At 44.0% G+C, this 21394-nt stretch carries 18 protein-coding genes; 10 read left to right on the forward strand and 8 right to left on the reverse strand.

Going from position 1 to position 21394, the window contains the following annotated elements; translation table 11 throughout:
• Positions 1 to 229: 229 nt before the first annotated feature.
• From CN378_RS07825 to dnaA, 8 genes are all read right to left on the reverse strand, one after another.
• On the reverse strand, positions 230 to 1315 hold the full coding sequence (locus tag CN378_RS07825) for an HD-GYP domain-containing protein (RefSeq protein ID WP_098351351.1): 1086 nt from the start codon (positions 1313 to 1315) through the stop codon (positions 230 to 232).
• 130 nt (positions 1316 to 1445) lie between these two features.
• Positions 1446 to 3980: a DNA gyrase subunit A gene (gene gyrA / locus CN378_RS07830; protein ID WP_098351352.1), complete on the reverse strand. Its 2535-nt coding sequence runs from the start codon at positions 3978 to 3980 to the stop codon at positions 1446 to 1448.
• Between the two features lie 144 nt (positions 3981 to 4124).
• A complete protein-coding gene (gene gyrB, locus CN378_RS07835) occupies positions 4125 to 6047 on the reverse strand; it encodes a DNA topoisomerase (ATP-hydrolyzing) subunit B (protein ID WP_098351539.1) in 1923 nt (640 codons plus the stop codon).
• A 48-nt stretch (positions 6048 to 6095) separates the two neighbouring features.
• Complete coding sequence (gene remB, locus CN378_RS07840; RefSeq protein WP_098351353.1) at positions 6096 to 6350, reverse strand: extracellular matrix regulator RemB; 255 nt, start codon at positions 6348 to 6350, stop codon at positions 6096 to 6098.
• A 9-nt stretch (positions 6351 to 6359) separates the two neighbouring features.
• Entirely contained in the window at positions 6360 to 7478 is a 1119-nt protein-coding gene (recF, locus tag CN378_RS07845; RefSeq protein ID WP_098351354.1) for a DNA replication/repair protein RecF, read from the reverse strand.
• A gap of 17 nt (positions 7479 to 7495) precedes the next feature.
• Positions 7496 to 7714, reverse strand: a complete 219-nt coding sequence (gene yaaA / locus CN378_RS07850; protein ID WP_098351355.1) for a S4 domain-containing protein YaaA — start codon at positions 7712 to 7714, stop codon at positions 7496 to 7498.
• 239 nt (positions 7715 to 7953) lie between these two features.
• Positions 7954 to 9090: a DNA polymerase III subunit beta gene (gene dnaN, locus CN378_RS07855; RefSeq protein WP_098351356.1), complete on the reverse strand. Its 1137-nt coding sequence runs from the start codon at positions 9088 to 9090 to the stop codon at positions 7954 to 7956.
• A 207-nt stretch (positions 9091 to 9297) separates the two neighbouring features.
• Positions 9298 to 10644 carry a chromosomal replication initiator protein DnaA gene (gene dnaA / locus CN378_RS07860; RefSeq protein WP_098351357.1) on the reverse strand — a complete coding sequence of 449 codons (1347 nt, stop codon included), beginning with the start codon at positions 10642 to 10644 and terminating at the stop codon, positions 9298 to 9300.
• A 1323-nt stretch (positions 10645 to 11967) separates the two neighbouring features.
• Here dnaA and rpmH point away from each other — a divergent pair.
• From rpmH to CN378_RS07910, 10 genes are all read left to right on the forward strand, one after another.
• Complete coding sequence (rpmH, locus tag CN378_RS07865) at positions 11968 to 12102, forward strand: 50S ribosomal protein L34 (RefSeq protein WP_034764748.1); 135 nt, start codon at positions 11968 to 11970, stop codon at positions 12100 to 12102.
• A 166-nt stretch (positions 12103 to 12268) separates the two neighbouring features.
• A complete protein-coding gene (gene rnpA / locus CN378_RS07870) occupies positions 12269 to 12643 on the forward strand; it encodes a ribonuclease P protein component (RefSeq protein ID WP_098351358.1) in 375 nt (124 codons plus the stop codon).
• 140 nt (positions 12644 to 12783) lie between these two features.
• On the forward strand, positions 12784 to 13572 hold the full coding sequence (gene spoIIIJ / locus CN378_RS07875; protein WP_098351359.1) for a YidC family membrane integrase SpoIIIJ: 789 nt from the start codon (positions 12784 to 12786) through the stop codon (positions 13570 to 13572).
• Positions 13569 to 14186 (forward strand): RNA-binding cell elongation regulator Jag/EloR, encoded by a 618-nt coding sequence (gene jag, locus CN378_RS07880; RefSeq protein ID WP_098351360.1) that lies wholly within the window; start codon positions 13569 to 13571, stop codon positions 14184 to 14186. The genes spoIIIJ and jag overlap by 4 nt, the downstream gene beginning before the upstream one ends.
• Before the next feature lie 297 nt (positions 14187 to 14483).
• On the forward strand, positions 14484 to 15869 hold the full coding sequence (gene mnmE / locus CN378_RS07885; protein ID WP_098351361.1) for a tRNA uridine-5-carboxymethylaminomethyl(34) synthesis GTPase MnmE: 1386 nt from the start codon (positions 14484 to 14486) through the stop codon (positions 15867 to 15869).
• Between the two features lie 49 nt (positions 15870 to 15918).
• Complete coding sequence (gene mnmG / locus CN378_RS07890; protein ID WP_098351362.1) at positions 15919 to 17811, forward strand: tRNA uridine-5-carboxymethylaminomethyl(34) synthesis enzyme MnmG; 1893 nt, start codon at positions 15919 to 15921, stop codon at positions 17809 to 17811.
• A 21-nt stretch (positions 17812 to 17832) separates the two neighbouring features.
• A complete protein-coding gene (gene rsmG / locus CN378_RS07895) occupies positions 17833 to 18549 on the forward strand; it encodes a 16S rRNA (guanine(527)-N(7))-methyltransferase RsmG (protein ID WP_098351363.1) in 717 nt (238 codons plus the stop codon).
• Between the two features lie 115 nt (positions 18550 to 18664).
• Positions 18665 to 19528: a nucleoid occlusion protein gene (noc, locus tag CN378_RS07900; RefSeq protein WP_098351364.1), complete on the forward strand. Its 864-nt coding sequence runs from the start codon at positions 18665 to 18667 to the stop codon at positions 19526 to 19528.
• A gap of 220 nt (positions 19529 to 19748) precedes the next feature.
• Positions 19749 to 20510 carry a ParA family protein gene (locus CN378_RS07905; RefSeq protein WP_098351540.1) on the forward strand — a complete coding sequence of 254 codons (762 nt, stop codon included), beginning with the start codon at positions 19749 to 19751 and terminating at the stop codon, positions 20508 to 20510.
• On the forward strand, positions 20503 to 21342 hold the full coding sequence (locus tag CN378_RS07910; protein WP_098351365.1) for a ParB/RepB/Spo0J family partition protein: 840 nt from the start codon (positions 20503 to 20505) through the stop codon (positions 21340 to 21342). Before CN378_RS07905 ends, CN378_RS07910 begins: the two co-directional genes overlap by 8 nt.
• Positions 21343 to 21394: the final 52 nt, after the last annotated feature.

Consider the following 21394-nt stretch of genomic DNA (forward strand, 5'->3'; position numbering starts at 1 on the left):
TGCTTCTGTTTGAAGCGACCTTTATAATATATCATTTACAGCGTTTATCGTCAAGGTATTTTTATTATTCCAGAAAAGTTTTTCCTAATAATTATGTAATGCCTTTCGGACAACAAATAATAGTATACACACTATTAAGCTTGTTTGCAAGGGATAATAAATAAAAAAATCGCAGATTTGGGATGAAATCTGCGACTATCTTTATTCGTAAGCTTAATCATAGAAAACTTTATATGAAAACCTCCGAAATATAGATGTTATTTTGTTGAGATAAATCTATCAGTTCCCCGCTCTTACGTTTAACGATCGGGCTGGTAAAGGCATTCGGTTTGGTATACACAACTTCTCCATATTCTCCGGTAGATAGTCTCACCGCAGTGCCGGTTCTTAAGTCTCCGAATAATTGAAGAAGTCCTTCCACTACTTTAATATCAAATTTCCCAAATAAGTCTTTACTGATCATATCCAATACTTTGAAGATAGGCTGCTTTCTTCTATACACTCTTTCGGAGGTCATGGCATGGAACACATCTGCGATCCCCACGATCTGTGAATGGAGGTGGATGCGATCACTCTTCTCGGAGGCAGGATATCCCGTTCCGTCAAAACGTTCATGATGCTGGAAGATTGCAAGTTTCGTTTCCGTTTTTAATAATGGGGTATCTTTCACCATTTTATACCCATTCGCCGTGTGAAGCTTCACTTCTTTAAATTCACTTTCTGTCAAAGGCTGTTCTTTGGTTAATATGTGTGGGCTCACCTTGGCCATCCCACAGTCTGAGAGGGCACCCGCCAGAGCCAGTTGGTTTACCTGACCGGAATTCAGACCCAGCTTCTTCCCTATTAAAGCAGAAATGACACTCACTGAGACCGCGTGATGATAAAGATAGTCTTTTTTCGTTGAGTACTGATGCAGGGAGTAAACATATGTATGATTTTGTTCCACTACTTGAACAACGGGGAGGATGAACTCTCTCACTCTGGCAACATTAACGGCTGTACCCGATTGCCAATTCACAAACTCTTTTTTGAATTCTTTTACTGTCGTCAAGTAAAGATCTACGAAACCCAAAGGCTCCTGTTGATCTGTATCCTCCTGGTCGGTGGCCTTATCAGAAGAGAGTGATGATCTGAACAGGTTTCCGTCCACTTTTGTTTTCTCTATGAATAACTCGTCTATATGGAATGCTTGAAGGATATTCAAGTGTTCTTCTTCAATTACCGTATTCTTTGGAATGATCGGGCTTGCGGCCATTCCCATGATATCTTCCGCTACGATGCAACCTAATTGTATATCTCCACGATGGACCTTCAACTATAAACACCTCACGTCTTGTTCTTTTAGTTTATTTTACCAAATGGAGTTGGATAAAGGTGATATTTCCATAAAAAATAAGCTATTTTCAGAATGAACGTTCCATTACTGAAAATAGCTTATCCTTTATTTATTCTTCCGTGTCTTCACTAGCTTCTTCGGAAGAAGGTTGGTCTTCCATGTCCTGCTGTTGTTCTCCTTCAACAGATTCGACTGGTGATTCCGTTTCTTCTTCGTCTTCCTTTTCAACTTTGGCGACGGTTGAAACGAATTCACTTTCTTGAAGTCGGATCAATTTGACTCCTTGAGTGTTCCGGCCTGTTGTTGAAATGTCATTTACGTCCATACGGATGAGGACGCCATGGGCGGTGATGATCATTAAGTCTTCTTCACCTGTGACGGCTTTAACAGAGACGAGTTCGCCGTTACGCTCGGTCACATTACATGTCTTCAATCCTTTACCACCGCGCGTCTGGACTCTGTACTCACTGGCAGGCGTACGCTTTCCGTAACCATTTACTGTTACAACCAAGACGTCGCTCTTGTCCTCGAGTATTTCCATGCCGACTACGATATCATCATCACTCAGGTTGATTCCTTTTACTCCGGTAGCCGTTCTTCCCATGGAACGAACGTCTGTTTCAGGGAAACGGATCAGCATACCCTGCTTCGTCCCGATGATCATATCTTTTTCGCCATCAGTCAGTTTGACGGAAATCAGCTCGTCATTTTCCCGAAGGTTGATGGCAATCAGACCGTTTGTCCGGATATTGGCGAAATCGGAGACCGGCGTACGTTTTGAGATCCCCTGCTTCGTCGTGAAGAATAGGTACCAGTCGTCCACGAATTCTTCGACCCTGATCATGGCGTTGATCCACTCATCTTTTTCTACTCCAAGCAGATTGATGATCGGAAGACCCTTCGCGGTACGACTGAATTCTGGAATTTCATATCCTTTTGCACGATATGCTTTTCCTTTGTTTGTAAAGAAGAGGATCGTGTCATGAGTCGACGTCGTCAATAAGTGTTCAACGAAATCTTCTCCATTGGTGCCCATTCCCTGGATCCCTCTTCCCCCGCGTTTTTGGCTGCGGTAGGTAGAAACAGGGAGACGCTTGATGTATCCATTATGAGTAAGGGACACGACGATGTTTTCTCTTGGAATCAAGTCTTCATCCTCGATGTTCTCGATTCCACCGGCTACGATTTCTGATCTTCTTTCATCATTGAACCGCTCTTTGATTTCGATCAGCTCTTCGCGGATGATTTCAAGGACCTTTTCATCATCTGCAAGGATCGCTTTCAGTTCTGCAATCAGCTTCACCAGTTCCTGATACTCGTCTTCGATCTTTTCACGTTCTAAACCGGTTAGTCGTTGAAGACGCATATCGAGGATCGCTTGCGCTTGTTTGTCAGAAAGGGAGAAGTTCTCCATAAGACCTTGTTTCGCTAGTTCTGTCGTTTGTGATCCGCGGATAAGGGCAATGATTTCATCAATATGATCCAGGGCGATCCGCAGACCTTCCAGGATATGAGCCCTCGCTTCTGCCTTACGCAATTCAAATTCCGTTCTGCGTCGAATGACCACACGTTGGTGCTGCAGGTAGTGATACAGGCATTCCTTTAAGTTCAGTACCTTTGGCTGGCCGTCGACAAGTGCCAGGAGATTGATCCCGAAGCTGGTTTGAAGTGCCGTTTGTTTATATAGATTATTGAGCAATACGTTGGCATTGGCATCTTTTCTTACTTCGATGACGATCCGCATACCGTTACGATCCGATTCATCACGCAGGTCTGTGATGCCGTCAATCTTCTTATCACGGACAAGATCTGCAATTTTCTCGATGAGTCTAGCTTTATTGACTTGATAAGGAATTTGATGAACGATGATCGTTTCTTTCCCGTTGCTCTTTGTTTCGATTTCCACACGGGCACGCATGGTGATGGATCCTTTTCCTGTTTCGTAGGCGCGGCGTATCCCGCTTCTCCCTACAATCAATCCGGCTGTAGGGAAATCGGGACCGTAGATGAATTCCATCAATTCCTGGATCGTAATGTCAGGGTCTTTACTTAACGCAAGGATCCCGTCGATGACTTCTCCCAGATTATGGGGCGGGATGTTCGTTGCCATCCCTACAGCGATACCTGAAGAACCGTTGACCAACAGGTTAGGGAAACGTGCAGGTAATACTTCCGGCTCTCTCTCGGTGCCGTCATAGTTATCTTTATAATCGATCGTATCTTTATTAATATCACGAATGAGTTCCATAGAGATCTTGGACATACGTGCTTCTGTGTAACGCATGGCCGCAGCTGCGTCTCCGTCAACAGAACCGAAGTTACCGTGGCCGTCGACGAGCATGTAGCGATAGTTGAAATCCTGTGCCATACGAACCATCGTGTCGTAAACCGCGGAGTCACCATGGGGGTGATACTTACCAATTACTTCACCGACGATACGCGCCGATTTCTTATACGCTTTGTCAGATGTCATCCCAAGGTCATTCATCGCATACAAAATACGGCGATGGACGGGCTTCAGACCGTCACGGGCATCCGGTAGGGCACGGGAAACGATAACACTCATCGCATAATCCAGGAAAGACGAGCGCATTTCACTGCTTATATTAATCTCTTTAACATTCGATCTTGGTGTTTCTGCCATAGTAAAAGGGACCTCCTTTTAAAGAAAGATTTATACCTTTCTCATTCTTTACCTTGTCCGCTATGTAAAAGACAGGATAGCACGTGGTCTATCCTGTACTATTTCATTGGAAATTCATCGGGTGCCATTCGGCTCCGCTTTTCATTAGATATCTAAGTTCTTTACGTAAGCCGCGTTTTCTTCAATGAAATTACGTCTCGGCTCTACTTTGTCACCCATGAGGATTTCAAAGGTTTCGTCGGCCTCGATCGCATCTTGAAGGCTTACTTGCAGAAGCGTTCTCGATTCCGGATCCATGGTCGTTTCCCACAGCTGTTCAGGATTCATCTCTCCAAGACCTTTGTAACGCTGGATGCCAGGTTTAGGCGTCGGGGAGATTTCTGCCAGGATACGATCCAGTTCTTTATCATTGTAGGCATACTCGATTTTCTTCCCTTGTTGTATTTTGTACAACGGTGGTTGGGCGATATAGATGTAGCCTGCTTCGATGATATTTCTCATATAACGATAGAAGAACGTCAATAACAGCGTACGGATATGGGCGCCATCAACGTCGGCATCGGTCATGATCACGATTTTATGATAACGTGCCTTTGCCAGGTCGAAGTCTTCGCCGATCCCGGTTCCAAGCGCGGTGATAATGGCACGGACCTCATTGTTTGAGAGGATCTTATCCAGTCGGGCCTTTTCTACGTTGATGATTTTACCACGCAGAGGAAGGATGGCCTGGAAGTGACGATCCCGGCCCTGTTTGGCCGATCCACCGGCTGAGTCACCCTCAACCACATAGATTTCACTGATGCTCGGATCTTTAGAAGAACAGTCCGCCAGTTTACCAGGTAAGCTCGAAATTTCCAGGGCACTCTTACGGCGGGTAAGCTCCCTTGCTTTTTTCGCAGCCAGTCTGGCTCGTGCAGCCATCAGTCCTTTTTCCACGACTTTGCGTGCAACGACCGGGTTTTCAAGTAAGAACGTCTCCAGATGCTCTGAGAAAAGGGAATCCGTGATCGTCCTTGCTTCTGAATTGCCGAGTTTCGTCTTCGTCTGACCTTCGAACTGAGGGTCTGGATGTTTGATCGAGATGATGGCTGTCAGTCCTTCACGGACATCTTCACCTGAAAGATTGGCATCGTTCTCTCTGAATACATTGTTTTTACGTGCATAATCGTTGATGACTCTTGTTAAAGCCGTTTTAAACCCAGACTCATGGGTCCCACCTTCATGGGTATGGATGTTATTGGCAAAAGAATAAAGATTACTTGCGAAACCGTCGTTGTACTGAAGGGCGATTTCAACCGTAATTTCGTCTTTCTCGCCTTCGATGTAAATCGGTTCTTCATGGATGACTTCTTTCGAACGGTTAAGATGCTCGACATAGGACTTGATTCCACCTTCGTAATGGTAGTCCCTTCTTTTCCCTTCACCGCGTTTATCTTCAATGCTGATCTGGATTCCTCTGTTTAAGAAAGCCAGTTCACGAATTCGATTCGCAAGTGTGTCATAATCGTATTCTGTCGTTTCAGTGAAGATTTCAGGATCCGGCGTGAAGTGAATGACCGTTCCTGTTTTATCCGTTTCCCCGATCACTTTCAGGTCGAAGCTCGGAACACCTTTTTCGAACTTCTGGTAATAGATCTTTCCATCACGATGAACATGGACTTCGAGCTCAGTGGAAAGGGCGTTTACAACCGATGCCCCGACTCCGTGCAGACCTCCGGAAACTTTGTATCCGCCGCCGCCGAACTTACCGCCTGCGTGAAGGACCGTCATGATGACCTCAACGGCAGGACGTCCCATCTTTTCATGGATACCGACAGGAATACCACGTCCATTATCCGTTACAGTAATGCTGTTATCCTCTTCGATGATGACTTCAATCTCACTACAGTAACCGGCTAATGCCTCATCGATACTGTTATCAACGATTTCCCACACCAAGTGATGCAAGCCTCTTCCGCTTGTTGATCCAATATACATACCCGGTCTTTTTCGAACGGCCTCTAATCCTTCTAAAACCTGAATCTGATTTTCATCATAGGACTGACCTTGCGCTTGTTTTTGGTCCATAGCCATACTGATTCACCTACACTTTCTAACCTTCAGGGCTTTGTATTTCTATAATAAATTCTCATAGTTTGAGTATTTCTTTGATCGCTTCTTCAACGTACTGGATGCCAGTGGTGAAAGATACAACTGACTCGTCGTGATAACAAGAGATTTATATGAACCCTTTGCGAGGTTGCAAAGGTTTTTATCTTTCATTTTTAGAAAATGTTGAATTTCCTCTGAAAATTGAACGGTGTCTCGATCAATAATTGCAATGATTTCATCTGTACGTACCATGACATCTTCTCCAACATGTATGTACAAGGTAACACCTCATTTCAGTCTTTTCATTGATCCGGCTTCCACTTCGAAGGTCGTTGCCTCATTCAGGGTTTGATGATCAATCCCGTCGACGTTTGTCGTGGTGACAAAGGTTTGAACTTTTCCCTGTATGGTATTTAATAAGTGGGACTGACGATAATCATCTAATTCAGATAAGACATCATCGAGAAGCAAGATGGGATATTCTTTGATTTCAGAGTGAATCAACTCGATTTCGGCAAGCTTCACAGATAGGGCGGTCGTCCGTTGCTGCCCCTGGGAACCGAACGTCTGGACATCCCGTCCATTCACAATGAATTGAAGATCATCCCGATGCGGGCCGACCAGGGTCACACCGCGATCAATTTCCCGTTCGCGGATACCATTGAATTTCTGCTCATATATATCTACCATTTTTGACCATTCTTGATTATCTGATACATCTAAAGACGGTTTATATACGATTTCCAAGGTTTCCAAGTTCCTTGAAATCCCTGAATGGATCGGTTTGGCCCAACTTTCGAGCAGCTGAACGAACTCAAATCGTTTCTTGGTGATTTTCACCGCCATCTCGATGAACTGTTCCGTCAACACATCAAGCATGGTCTGGTCTTTTTGTTTTCTCGTTTGCAACTGTTTCAAATAATGGTTCCGCTGCTGTAATATTTTTTGATAAAGGCTGATATCATGTAAATAAACAGGAGAAACCTGACCGATTTCCATATCGATGAAGCGTCGCCTTACTTGCGGACTTCCCTTTACCAGATGGAGATCTTCAGGTGCAAACATGACGACATTCATATTGCCGACATATTGACTCAATTTAGATTGTTCAAGGTGATTACTTTTCGCCTTTTTCCCCTTTTTCGAAAGGACCAGCTCCAAGGGCAATGCACCATTATATTTCTGAATCCTACCTTTTATTTTAGCATATTCCTCGTCCCAACGGATTAAATCTTTATCATTTGAGGTCCGGTGGGATTTAGCCATTGCGAGGACATAGATAGACTCCATGATATTCGTCTTTCCCTGAGCGTTTTCTCCAAGAATTACGTTTACCTTATTCTCGAAACTCACATCGATCGATTCGTAATTTCGGTAGTTTCTTAATTCTAATTGTTCAATGTACATGGACATAACACCCTTTATTATTCTCCGGCAACCACAAAGACCCCTACCTCAGGAATTTCAACTTTGTCACCGATCGTAAGCTTTCTCCCTCTTCTTTGGTCCTGCTCCCCGTTTATGTATACTTCATATTCACTTAAGAACCATTTCGCCATGCCGCCGGACTGAATCACTTCAGCAAGCTTCAGGAATTGTCCCAATGTGATGATTTCTGTTTCAATGGTGATCTCTTTCGCCACTAAAATCACTACTTTCCGTATAAAGTCTCTAATATCTTATTTTACTCTAAATGGAGTTAAGTCACAACTAACGAAAAATGGGTGGGATTGTGTGTAGTTGCTTTCCGCTCCAGATGCCCGCTTTTCCCGGGGTCCTGAGGTGAGCCTCCCCGGCTGACAATAGGAAAGGGTCCTCTTCATTCAACTAAGAATCAAAAAAGCCAACACCTGAACTTTTTCTGAGGTGTTGGCTTTTTGTTTTAGTACGTTCTGACTGGAAGAATCAACTGAAGGATTGAATCATCATGAAGAGGTTTCAGGACGAAAGGTCTCATCGCTCCCGTAAAATTCACATGGATTTCGGTTCCTTCGATCGCTTTTAATGCATCCATCATATATTTTGCACTGAAGGAGATTTTCAACTCTTCTCCCTCGATGGATTGACTCTCCACCTGCTCGATGACCTTACCAATTTCAGGTGTGTTCGATGAAATCTCAATGATTCCGCCATCAAGCGTCGAAAGTTTCACCACGTTGTTTCGTCCTTCCCTCGCAAGCAGAGATGCACGATCAATCGCTTGTAGGAATTCTTTTGTATTCAGGGTCAATTCCGTTTTCGTATCAGAAGGGATCAATCGACTGGTATCAGGGTAGTTTCCTTCTAATAATCTAGAGAAGAATAATAGATGCTTCGCCTTGAAGAGTACTTGATTTTCTGTAATGACGATTTCAACAGGCTCATCTGTATCATCAAGGATCTTGTTCAACTCATTTAAGCTCTTTCCGGGAATCACAATATTGTAAGAAGCATCCTGATTGGATTCAATCGGTGCTTTTCTCATCGCGAGTCTATGGCTGTCTGTTGCAATACAGCTTAATTCACCGTTTTCGATCTGGCAGTTTACACCTGTCAAGATGGGGCGTGTTTCTGAGGTGGACACTGCGAATACAGTTTGTCTGATCATCGTTTTAAGTAGATCTGTTGAAACTTTAATACCGTTTCCTTCTTCAATTTGAGGAAGATGCGGATACTCCTCGGGATCCAGACCGTTCAGATTGAATTCTGCCTGTCCTGACCGGATAACCGTTTGGAAATGATTTTGAACTTCGATTTCCACCGTATCCTTCGGTAATTTCTTTACGATTTCACTGAAGAACTTAGCTTGTAGCACAATGCCGCCCGTTTCCATGATTCCAACGATTTCTGTACCCTCTTCCTCATTTGGGATAAAGGATTCAATTGAAATATCCGAGTCACTACCTGTCAATGTGACTCCATCTTCGGTTGCGATGATTTTGATTCCTGTAAGGATGGGGATCGTCGTTCTGGACGTTACGGCTTTCATGACATCCTGGACACTTTGAACAAGATGATCCCTTTGAATAACAAATTTCATGATTTTTTTCCTCCAATTTGCACATAATTTTATGGACTGAATCATATACTAATAATTTATTTAAAAAATAGTAATAGAAGTAGTAGGGCCTGTTGATATGTGGATAAGTGTGTGAATCGAACGTAAATACAGCCTATCCACATGTGGACAGACTGTGTGCTAGTTGGACTCGGTTATTCACAATATCCAGTTTTGTTGTGTGTAAAATCAGCTCTTTAAAGACTCGCGAATTTCCTTCAATTGCTGCTGAAGGAGTGCATCCGACCCGAGAAGTGTACTAATCTTCTCATGAGCATGGATGACAGTCGTGTGATCTCGTCCGCCAAACTCTTCCCCGATCTTCGGAAGGGAGGAATCGGTCATTTCCCTGGATAGATACATGGCGATTTGTCTAGGGAACGCAATCGACTTTGTTCGTTTTTTCGCTTTAAAGTCCTCAAGCTTCACATTGAAGTGCTCACCAACGACACGTTGGATCTCCTGGATCGTGATGGCCCTTGGTTTAGAGCTCGGGATGATATCTTTTAACGCTTCAGCTGCAAGATCTGCGTTAATGTCTTTATTTATAAGAGAAGAGTACGCGACGACACGGATCAAGGCGCCCTCTAACTCTCGAATATTAGAATCGATTTGATTAGCTATATAAAGCATGGCTTCATTTGGAATATCCAGCCCTTCAGCCTTTGCTTTCTTTCGTAATATCGCAATTCTCGTCTCGAGATCCGGTGGTGTGATATCCGTAATGAGCCCCCATTCGAATCGGGAACGAAGTCTGTCTTCAAGTGTCGGAATTTCTTTCGGTGGCCGATCACTGGAAATGACAATTTGCTTGCTTTCTTCATGTAAGGTATTAAAAGTATGGAAAAATTCCTCTTGCGTTTGTTCTTTTCCGGCTAAAAATTGTATGTCATCAATTAATAAAACATCAACATTACGGTATTTATTGCGGAAATCCACTGCTTTATTATCCCGAATCGAATTAATGAACTCGTTCGTGAATTTTTCGGATGACAAGTAAACCACTTTCGCCGCAGGATTATGTTCGAGCACATAATGGCCGATGGCATGCATCAAGTGGGTCTTTCCCAGTCCTACTCCCCCATAAATAAACAAGGGATTATAGGCTTTGGCAGGCGCTTCAGCCACAGCCAAAGAAGCAGCATGGGCGAACCGGTTGCCCGAACCGATAACAAAAGTGTCGAACGTGTATTTAGCGTTCAGCATATTTTGATTGATATCCTGCTGATCGTCGTCTTTCATCGACTTTTTTGGCGGTATTTGAATATCAAACTCTTCCGGCTCCTGGTTTTGAGGAATGATAAATTTCACGACTAATTCTTCGCCCGTAATATCATACAAAACCCCTGAGATTAGCTGAGAGTATCGGCCTTCCAGCCAATCTCGAGCAAATTCATTTGGAGCTGTAATCACAAGGGTGTCCCCTTGAATGGAATGGGCCTTAGTTGATTTCAACCAAGTATCAAAGCTCGGTTTACTGATTTTTTTTTCGATATTTTCTAAGGCCTTGCTCCAAAGATCCCCGATATTCTCCAATCCTGATCCCTCCTTTTCTTAGTTTGTATAACTTCTGTACAATCATTACGCGCTATACATTCCTGTAACACTCGCTATTTTATAAAAATACAATGCGTTGAATGTGGAAAATATATATAATAAGGAAAGAAAATGGCTTTTCGACAATATCCACCACTTGTGGACAACGTTTTACAAACCCTCTGTATAAGTTACCCACATGATATCCACATTTTGTGGATAAGTTAATTACGTGAACCGAGTTATCAAGAGTGAAAACACAATAATCATATCAAAATATCCTTAGTGGTGCAATGCTTTTTAAATTTTATCCACAACCCCTATCCCTTGTGGAATGATTTTGTCCACAACCCAATAACTTGTGAAAAAGTTGTCAGTATGTGTTGTGGATAATTTAAAACCATGTCGAATCCTATCCACAGGCACCTTGAATAGAAAAATGGGATAAGATTTGTAGAAGGAAAATGATGACTATTAAATTGCTATGTTTATTTGATGTAACTTTCGAAAAGAATTTTTGAAGAAGCGAGTAATGGTTGATTTCCGCTCCAGGTGCTCGCTTTCCGCGGGGCGGGCGGTGAGCCTCCTCGGCTTCGCCTGCGGGGTCTCAAGATCCAGCTACTGCGGCTAGCCCCTCGAGGTCATAAGTCAAATCAACCAAAAAGGCAAAGAGCGCCTTTCCGTTTGATTCGCCTTGTGCTTGTCGGGCCTGACCAAGCCGCCTCCGCTTTTCGTCCTTTCCCGCTTTTCCCGCAGGAGTCGAGCACCTTCCACTCCCATCAACTTTGTGAGCATGTAATTTCTCTGAAATTTAATGTGAAGGTAATCTATTTTTACTCATAGGGAGGCAATTCTTCTTTATTGTTGATCCATCACAGTTGGATAGTTAGTTAAAAAGTAAACTTCGCGATTAGCTTCTATCTATCAAAAGTAACTAGTGCCTTTTTTGTTTAAAGCAGTAGATCCTTAGAGAGGGGATTGATCACTAAAATTTATTGCTCTGTTCATTGATCTTTCGTTAGGATTGGAAGGAGATTTGCGAGACTCCTGCGGAAAAACGGGCTGGGAAAGACCCCGCAGCGAAGCGAGGAGGCTTGCCCGCTCGTCCGCGGAAAGGGAGCGTAATCTCCTTCCAATCCAGCACTCCATCAATAGAACAGAGCAGTGTACGAACGATTAAGAAATAAATGTTTTTAAAAATGCTGGTGAAGCAACACTCTAAAAGAAAAATAATCTGAGTGTTGACTTTTTATGGGTACCGTCTTTATAATAGTGAGGAATGTCTTTAACTTTTTAAAGATATCCTTCAGGGAGGTGTCATAGATGAAAAGAACGTTTCAACCAAATAACCGCAAAAGAAAAAAGAATCACGGTTTCCGTGCGCGTATGAGCTCTAAAAACGGACGCAATGTTTTAGCTCGCCGTCGCAGCAAAGGAAGAAAAGTACTATCTGCCTAGACCACTGAACTGACTCAGTGGTCTTTTTTTTCCGTTGTATCAAGGATAAAGACGATTTGGCTCGTTCGTATTTTGTTTTTCAAAGAAAAAGTACTTATAATTTCATAGGAATGAGCCAATAATGTCGAGGTTCGATCAAGACAAAAATGAAAATTAGGTGTGGTCCATGCGGAAAGAACAAAGAGTGAAGAAGAACAAAGAGTTCCAGGAAATATTTAAAAATGGGACATCCTTTGCGAATCGTCAATTCGTCTTGTATCTATTAAAGAAGGAAGAGCCCCAGCCATTTCGAATCGGAATTTCCGTCAGCAAGAAAATCGGAAATGCTGTATGCCGGAATCGGATCAAGCGGTATGTGAGGCAGGCTTTCTTAGAATTGCAAGAAGAGGTGCACGATCAGTACGATTATCTTATCATCGCCAGAAAACCGGCGGCCGAAATGAATTTCCATGAGGTGAAAGGGAGTCTCACCCATGTCTTAAAAAGAGGAAAAGTATTGAAAAGGTCTTCTTATGGCAAATATGATAGGAAGAAGTCATAACATTTTGAGAGAATGACAGGTTTCGTCATCACAAGTCTAGGAAAAGATGTTACAATACGAGAGATTGTACTTTCTTAGTACGGGATGATGGTACTTGTTTACATTTTATTTGAAAGATATTAGTTGGGAGGAAAATAAGGGTGAAAAAGAGAATGATAGCCCTGGTGGGAATCATTGGGCTAATGGCTATTCTGTCAGGTTGCACGGATTACAATAAGCCGATCACATCTGATAGTAGCGGAATATGGAATGAATATATTGTCTATCCTTTATCACAATTGATTACAATGGTTGCAGAGTTCATGGGCGGTTCCTATGGATTAGCGATTGTCATCGTTACATTGCTTATTCGTTTAGCGATTCTGCCATTGATGATCAAACAAACAAGAAACTCCAAAGCCATGCAGGCATTACAACCTGAAATGAAAAAACTGCGTGAAAAATATAGCTCTAAAGATGCACAAACTCAGCAAAAGCTTCAACAAGAAACGATGGCTTTATTCCAAAGTCACGGGGTGAATCCGTTAGCGGGTTGTTTCCCATTGATCGTACAGATGCCGATCTTGATCGGTTTTTACCATGCGATTGTAAGAACACAGGAAATTAAAGCGCATAACTTCTTATGGTTCGATCTCGGTAACCCGGATCCATACTATATTTTACCTTTAGTAGCAGGTTTAACAACGTTCATCCAACAAAAATTAATGATGGCGGGTACAGCGAATCAAAATCCGCAAATGGCCATGATGCTTTATATCATGCCGGTCATGATCATCATTTTTGCGATTAACTTCCCTGCAGCTCTATCCCTTTACTGGGTAGTCGGAAATCTATTCATGATTGCTCAAACCTACTTCATCAAGGGACCTGAGATTAAAGAAGCGCAAGCCGTCAAAGCTGGTGGGAATTCAGGAGGAAAGAAAAAGTGAGAGAAGTAGAAGCGACTGGTCAAACGGTGGAAGAAGCCATTGAATCAGCCTTGTCTCAACTGAATATCACCAAAGAAGAAGCAGAAATCGACGTCATTGACCAAGGTAAAAAAGGATTATTCGGATTGTTCGGTGGGAGACCGGCAATCGTCAAAGTGAAGAAAGCGGTTGATCCAGTAAACGAAGCGAAGGAATTTCTTTTATCTGTTGCACGTGAAATGGGCGTGGACGCGACCATCGAAGTGAAAAGAGATGGAAGGGATGTAGAGTTCAACATTTCCGGTGAAAAAATGGCTCTCTTAATAGGAAAAAGGGGGCAAACGTTGAATGCCCTGCAGCACTTGACCCAGCTGATTGCCAATCAAGTATCCGGGCAGTTCATCACCATCCTGTTGGATGCTGAAAACTATCGCGAAAGACGGAAGCAAACGCTGACAACCCTCGCTGAACGGCTGGCAGAAAAGGCACTGCGCACCAATCGTTCCGTTTCACTTGAACCGATGCCATCTTATGAACGAAAAGTGATCCACACGGCATTAGTGGATTCCAAAAGGGTCGATACCCATTCAGAGGGCCGGGAACCCAATCGATACATTGTCATTGCACCAAAATAATGAAAGACGATTCCTTTCGGGGGATCGTTTTTTTTGTGGGCAAAACGGGAGTGGATTTTTCATCCCAACACCCTGTGGATTCTTATTTTCATCACGGTTTATTGTTATTCACATGTGGATAAGTTAAAATAATAGAGATGAGATGTTATCAGTGTGGATAACATTATTTGGTGACGAATGATAGGTTTCCTTTCTTTAGTATTAAATCGGATTGTGATATTCTAATAATTTGGGGAAACGTTGCTTTCTACAATACATGTTTATATAAATAGATCAGCTATAAGAGAGGTGAATACAATGGAGTTTGATACAATTGCAGCCATTTCCACTCCGATGGGAGAGGGTGCGATCGCGATCGTGCGTTTGAGCGGTGATCAGGCATTCGATATCGGTGATAAGGTCTTTAAGGGAATGAAAGGGAGCTCCATGAAAGAATTTGCTTCCCATACCATTCATTATGGACATATCGTCGATCCGGACACCGATCAAGTGGTGGAAGAAGTCATGGTGTCTGTGATGAGGGGGCCGAAGACATTCACCCGGGAAGACATTATCGAGATCAACTGCCACGGAGGACTCGTGTCGGTCAATAAAGTATTGCAGCTTGTGCTGAAACAGGGGGCAAGACTTGCAGAACCGGGTGAATTCACGAAGCGTGCTTTCCTGAATGGCCGAATCGACCTGTCACAGGCTGAAGCGGTGATGGACCTCATCCGTGCCAAAACGGACCGGGCCATGAATGTAGCCCTTAATCAGATGGAAGGCCGACTTTCCAATTTGATCCGGAAGCTTCGGCAGGAAATCCTTGAAACGCTTGCCCATGTGGAAGTGAATATCGATTATCCGGAGTATGATGATGTGGAAGAAATGACGCACAATGTACTCTTGGAAAAATCCAAACGCGTCCGGGATGAAATAGACAGGCTGGTCCGTACATCGGAACAAGGGAAGATTTTAAGAGAAGGTCTTTCTACCGTGATCATCGGAAGGCCCAATGTAGGGAAGTCCTCCCTGTTAAACAGCCTTGTTCATGAAAATAAAGCGATCGTAACCGATATTCCGGGGACAACGCGCGATGTGATCGAGGAATACGTCAACGTAAGGGGCGTTCCATTGCGTCTCGTTGATACAGCCGGAATCCGTGAGACCGAGGACATCGTTGAACGGATTGGTGTAGAGCGTTCGCGACAGGTATTGAAAGAAGCGGACTTAATTTTACTCGTTCTCAATTATGCCGATGAGTTGACCTTCGAGGATGAACAGTTATTTGAAGCGGTTAAGGGAATGGACGTCATTGTGATCGTGAACAAGACGGATCTTCCTCAGAAAATTGATATAGATAAGGTAAGGAAACTGTCGGAAAATCATCAATTGGTGACGACGGCATTACTGGAAGAGCAGGGGATCGATGAACTGGAAGAAGCCATTTCATCCTTATTCTTTGCGGGATCCATCGAAGCGGGGGATATGACGTACGTGTCCAACAGCCGTCATATCGCTTTACTCAATCAGGCATCGCTTGCAATCAATGAAGCGATCGACAGCGTTGAAATGGGCACCCCGATCGATATCGCCCAGATCGATTTGACCAGGACATGGGAGCTATTAGGTGAGATCATCGGGGATAGTGTCCATGAAAGCCTGATTGATCAGCTCTTTTCCCAATTCTGCTTAGGAAAATAAACAATGGGGACCGTATGTGACTGGTCCTACAAGGAGGAAAAATCAAACCATGCAATATGACGCAGGGCAATATGATGTCATTGTCATTGGTGCTGGCCATGCCGGGGTGGAAGCGGGACTTGCTTCTGCACGTATGGGAGCTAAAACGTTAATGGTCACCATTAACTTGGATATGGTCGCCTTTATGCCGTGTAACCCATCTGTCGGTGGACCGGCGAAAGGGATCGTTGTAAGGGAAATCGACGCCCTTGGTGGAGAAATGGGGCGTAATATAGATAAAACGCATATTCAAATGCGGATGTTGAATACAGGGAAAGGTCCTGCGGTGCGTGCATTACGGGCACAGGCCGATAAGTTCCTTTATCAGCATGAAATGAAACGGACCATCGAAAATGAACCGAATATGACCTTGATGCAGGGAATGGTCGAAGAATTGATCGTAGAGGATAATGAATGTAAAGGTGTCGTAACGATGACAGGGGCTGCCTATCGTGCCAAAACGGTCGTCATCACAACGGGTACGTTCCTGCGCGGGGAAATCATTTTGGGAGACCTGAAATACTCAAGCGGTCCCAATAATCAGCAGCCTTCCATCAGGTTATCCGACCATTTGCATGAGCTTGGTTTTGATACGGTCCGGTTTAAAACCGGGACGCCGCCGCGTGTGAACAGCTCGACGATCGACTATTCGAAAACAGAGATTCAGCCGGGTGATGACGTCCCACGTGCATTCAGCTATGAAACGACTAAATACATCACGGACCAGCTTCCATGCTGGCTGACGTATACAAATGAACTCACTCACCAATTGATCGATGATAATCTTCATCGTTCTCCGATGTACTCGGGAATGATCAAGGGAACGGGTCCGCGTTACTGCCCTTCCATCGAGGATAAAGTCGTGCGTTTCCACGACAAGCCGCGTCATCAGATCTTCCTGGAGCCGGAAGGGAAAAATACGCAGGAAGTGTACGTTCAAGGGTTGTCGACAAGTCTTCCTGAAGATGTGCAGCAAAAGATTTTGCAGACCATCCCTGGACTTGAAAACGTACAAATGATGCGTGCCGGATATGCGATCGAGTATGATTCCATCGTACCGACCCAATTATGGCCGACCCTTGAAACGAAAAAGATCAAGAATCTCTATACAGCAGGACAAATCAACGGAACATCAGGCTATGAGGAAGCAGCTGGTCAAGGATTGATGGCAGGGATCAATGCCGCTTGCCGGGCCCTCGATAAAGAAGAAGTCATCTTAAGCCGTTCCGATGCCTATATCGGCGTTCTGATTGATGACTTGGTGACAAAAGGGACGAACGAACCGTATCGTCTTCTCACTTCCCGTGCGGAATACCGCCTCTTGCTCCGTCATGATAATGCGGACCTTCGCCTGACGGATATCGGTCATAGGATCGGATTGATCTCCGACGACCGTTATGAGCGTTTCTCGGCGAAGAAAGAAGCGATTTCTGCCGAGAAGAAGCGTCTTGAAGGAGTCCGGATAAAGCCTACTGAAGAAACACAACAGGTCATTCGGGAGGCAGGCGGAAGCGAGCTGAAAGACGGAATACTGGTTGCGGACCTCCTAAAGCGCCCTGAAATGAACTATAGTCATATCAAGACACTCGTTCCAAGTGAAATTGAGCTTGATCCCGATGTGGAGGAACAAGTGGAAATCCAGGTGAAATATGAGGGCTATATTGAAAAATCTCTTCAACAGGTCAATAAAATGAAGAAGATGGAAAATAAACGAATTCCTGAAAACATTGATTACAGTGCCATCAGCGGTTTAGCGTCTGAAGCAAGACAGAAATTAATCGAGGTTCAGCCTCTTTCCCTTGCACAGGCATCCCGCATTTCAGGCGTGAATCCTGCAGACGTTTCGATATTAATGGTCTACATCGAGCAGGGGAAAATCGCCAAAGTATCGGGTGATCAATAGAGGTAAAGGAAGGACAAACTCATGAACGTAAATGAATTTCAAACCATGCTCGAGGAGAAGGGGATCTCCCTTTCTTCCGGGCAATTAGATCAGTTTGAGCGCTATTATGAATTATTGGTTGAATGGAATGAAAAAATGAATCTGACGGCGATCACCGAGAAGGAAGACGTCTATTTGAAGCATTTCTTCGATTCGATCAGTGCAGCATTTTATGTTGATTTCACGAAAGTACAGTCCCTTTGTGATGTGGGGGCAGGTGCCGGTTTTCCAAGCATACCGCTGAAGATATGCTTTCCCCATCTACATATCTCGATTGTGGACTCCTTGAACAAGCGGATCACATTTTTAAATCATTTATCCGACGAGTTGGGGCTTGAAAACACGAATTTTTATCATGACCGTGCCGAGACATTTGGAAAAAACAAGGCTCATCGCGAAAAATATGATATGGTTACAGCAAGAGCCGTAGCCAGAATGTCTGTTTTAAGTGAACTATGCCTGCCGCTTGTGAAAAAAGGCGGATCCTTTGTTGCGATGAAAGCCTCGAATGTCAATGAAGAGCTGTCGAACGCAAAGAAAGCCATCGGTACACTGGGTGGACAAACAGATAAAATCTATTCCTTCGTTCTTCCCGAAGAGGAAAGCGACCGGAATATCGTGAAGATCAACAAAGTGAAAGAAACGCCTAACAAATATCCCAGAAAGCCTGGGACACCGAATAAATTACCGTTAGAATAGTATGGCTGACCTCCTGCCTTATAAAGTCATAGGAAAATCGGCTCTTGGAAGGCAGGAAATTGTCATATTTTAGAGAATATTAATAAAGGGAGTTTCTTAAAGGTGGTGTAGGAAGATGAAGCATCCTTTCTCTCGTTTTTTTGGCCTAGGTGAAAAGGAGCAAGATGTTGAATCTGAAGAGTCAAATGTAGTGGAAGAAGATCGAGATGAAGTGAGGAAGATACCTGTCTCACAAATCATTCCTAATCGATTTCAACCGAGGACTGTGTTTAATGATGAAAAGATAGAAGAGTTATCAAGAACGATTCACACTCATGGTATTATCCAACCGATTGTGGTGAGACAATATGATGATGACCAGTTTGAAATCATTGCGGGAGAACGACGTTACAGAGCCGTTCAAAAGCTTGGCTGGGAAACCGTACCGGCGATTGTAAAGAATCTTAATGATACAGAAACCGCTTCTGTCGCATTAATCGAGAACTTACAAAGAGAAGAGCTCTCTCCTATAGAAGAAGCAATCGCGTATGGAAAACTGTTGGAATTACATGATCTAACTCAAGAAGCCCTTGCTCAACGCTTAGGAAAAGGACAATCGACCGTGGCGAACAAGCTTCGTCTCCTAAAGCTTCCCGAAGAAATTCAATCAGCCTTATTAGATAAAAAAATCACTGAACGTCATGCCAGGGCTTTGATCCCTCTGAAGAATGCCGAAAAGCAGATCCAGCTCCTTCAGGAGATCATTGAAAAAAGCCTGAATGTCAAACAGACCGAAGACCGGGTCGTGAAGATGCAAGAAGGTACGGCTCAAAAGCCCAAGCCTAAACGCAAGGCATTCAGCAAGGATATGAGAATTGCCGTGAATACGATCCGACAATCGTTATCCATGGTATCCGATAGCGGGATCAACCTCGACTCAGAAGAAGAAGAGCACGAGGAATTCTACCAATTCACGATTCGCATCCCGAAAAAAAAATAGATTCATAGACTGAAAGTGAGAAACCCATCCATTCCGTTTCTCACTTTTTTGTTGTGAAGCGGGCATATATGAACGATGAACTCCTGGTTATTTCCTATTTATGGATATGGACGTCTTTTTTGAAAAATTGACAGACAATTATTCGGGAATTTTGATAGAATAGAAGAATACTGTGAAAAAATAAAGTCAATTTTAGGAAGTCAAAGGGTAGGTGACAACCTTGGGCAGAATAGTAGCCGTTACAAACCAGAAAGGCGGGGTGGGGAAGACCACGACATCCGTCAATTTGGGGGCTTGTTTAGCTTATATAGGGAAAAAGGTTTTACTCGTAGATATCGATCCCCAGGGAAACGCCACCAGCGGTGTTGGCGTGGAAAAAGGGGATGTACAGCAGTGCATCTATGATGTGTTAGTGGATGATGTTGACGTAAAAGACACCATCAAACAATCAAAGGTAGAAAATTTATCCATTGTTCCTGCCACTATTTCACTGGCAGGTGCCGAAATTGAATTGGTTCCGACCATTTCCCGTGAAGTTCGCCTGAAGAAAGCGTTGGAGAAGGTGAAAGACGAATTCGATTATGTCATTATCGACTGTCCTCCTTCATTAGGGCTTCTGACCATCAATGCGCTGACGGCCTCGGATGCCGTCGTCATACCGGTACAGTGTGAATATTACGCCCTTGAGGGGTTAAGCCAGCTGTTAAGCACGGTCCGTTTAGTGCAGAAGCATCTCAATCATGATCTCATGATCGATGGTGTATTGTTAACCATGCTCGATGCCAGGACCAATCTTGGAATCCAGGTCATCGAAGAGGTGAAAAAATATTTTCAAGACAAAGTGTATCGCACGATTATCCCACGTAATGTTCGTTTAAGTGAAGCACCCAGTCATGGTGAACCGATTATCATCTATGATGCGAAATCCAGGGGAGCAGAAGTTTATTTAGAACTGGCAAAGGAAGTGGTTGCGAATGGCTAAAGGTTTAGGAAAGGGCATCAACGCTCTCTTTACCAATATGCAAACAACTCAAAATGAAGAGTCCGTTCAGGAAGTGAGCCTGAAAGAAATAAGGCCGAACCCCTACCAGCCACGAAAGATCTTTGAACCGCAGGCAATCGAAGAGTTGAAGGAATCGATCATGGAGCACGGGATCCTCCAACCGATCATTGTCCGTAAATCCATCAAGGGATATGAAATCGTGGTCGGTGAACGCCGGTACCGTGCAGCCACAGCGGCTGAATTAGAGACCGTTCCTGTCGTGGTACGTGAATTGGATGATCGACAAATGATGGAGCTTGCCGTCTTGGAGAACCTTCAGCGTGAGGACCTGACGCCGATCGAAGAAGGCGCAGCCTATCAGATGCTGATGGATAAGTTAAAGCTTACGCAGGAGGAATTGGCGAAGCGATTAGGGAAGAGCAGACCTCATATCGCGAACCATATCCGGTTACTCTCCCTTCCTTCGCCCATTCAGGAGCTTATTTCTGAAGGCAAGCTGTCGATGGGACATGGCCGTGCCCTCCTTGGGTTGAAAAATAAAAAGAATCTTTCCGTGATCGTGAATCGGATCATGAAGGAATCGTTAAACGTCCGCCAATTAGAGAGAATCATTCAGGAACTGAATGAGAATGTTCCACGTGAAACAAAAAAGACCGAGCGGAAAGATGTTTTCATCCAGGAGCAGGAATCTCTGCTTCGTGAACGCTTCGGCACGACCGTCACGATTAAACAATCGAAGAAAAAAGGCAAAATCGAACTGGAATTCTTCTCGAAGGAAGACCTGGATCGGATTTTGGAGTTATTGCAGTAGAACACATGTGAAAGGGACTGACTTAGCCGGTATATCACATACCCGTTAAGCC

Origin of the sequence: Bacillus sp. AFS015802, from assembly GCF_002561455.1 — a bacterium.
In the GTDB taxonomy this organism is placed as follows: domain Bacteria; phylum Bacillota; class Bacilli; order Bacillales; family Bacillaceae_B; genus Rossellomorea.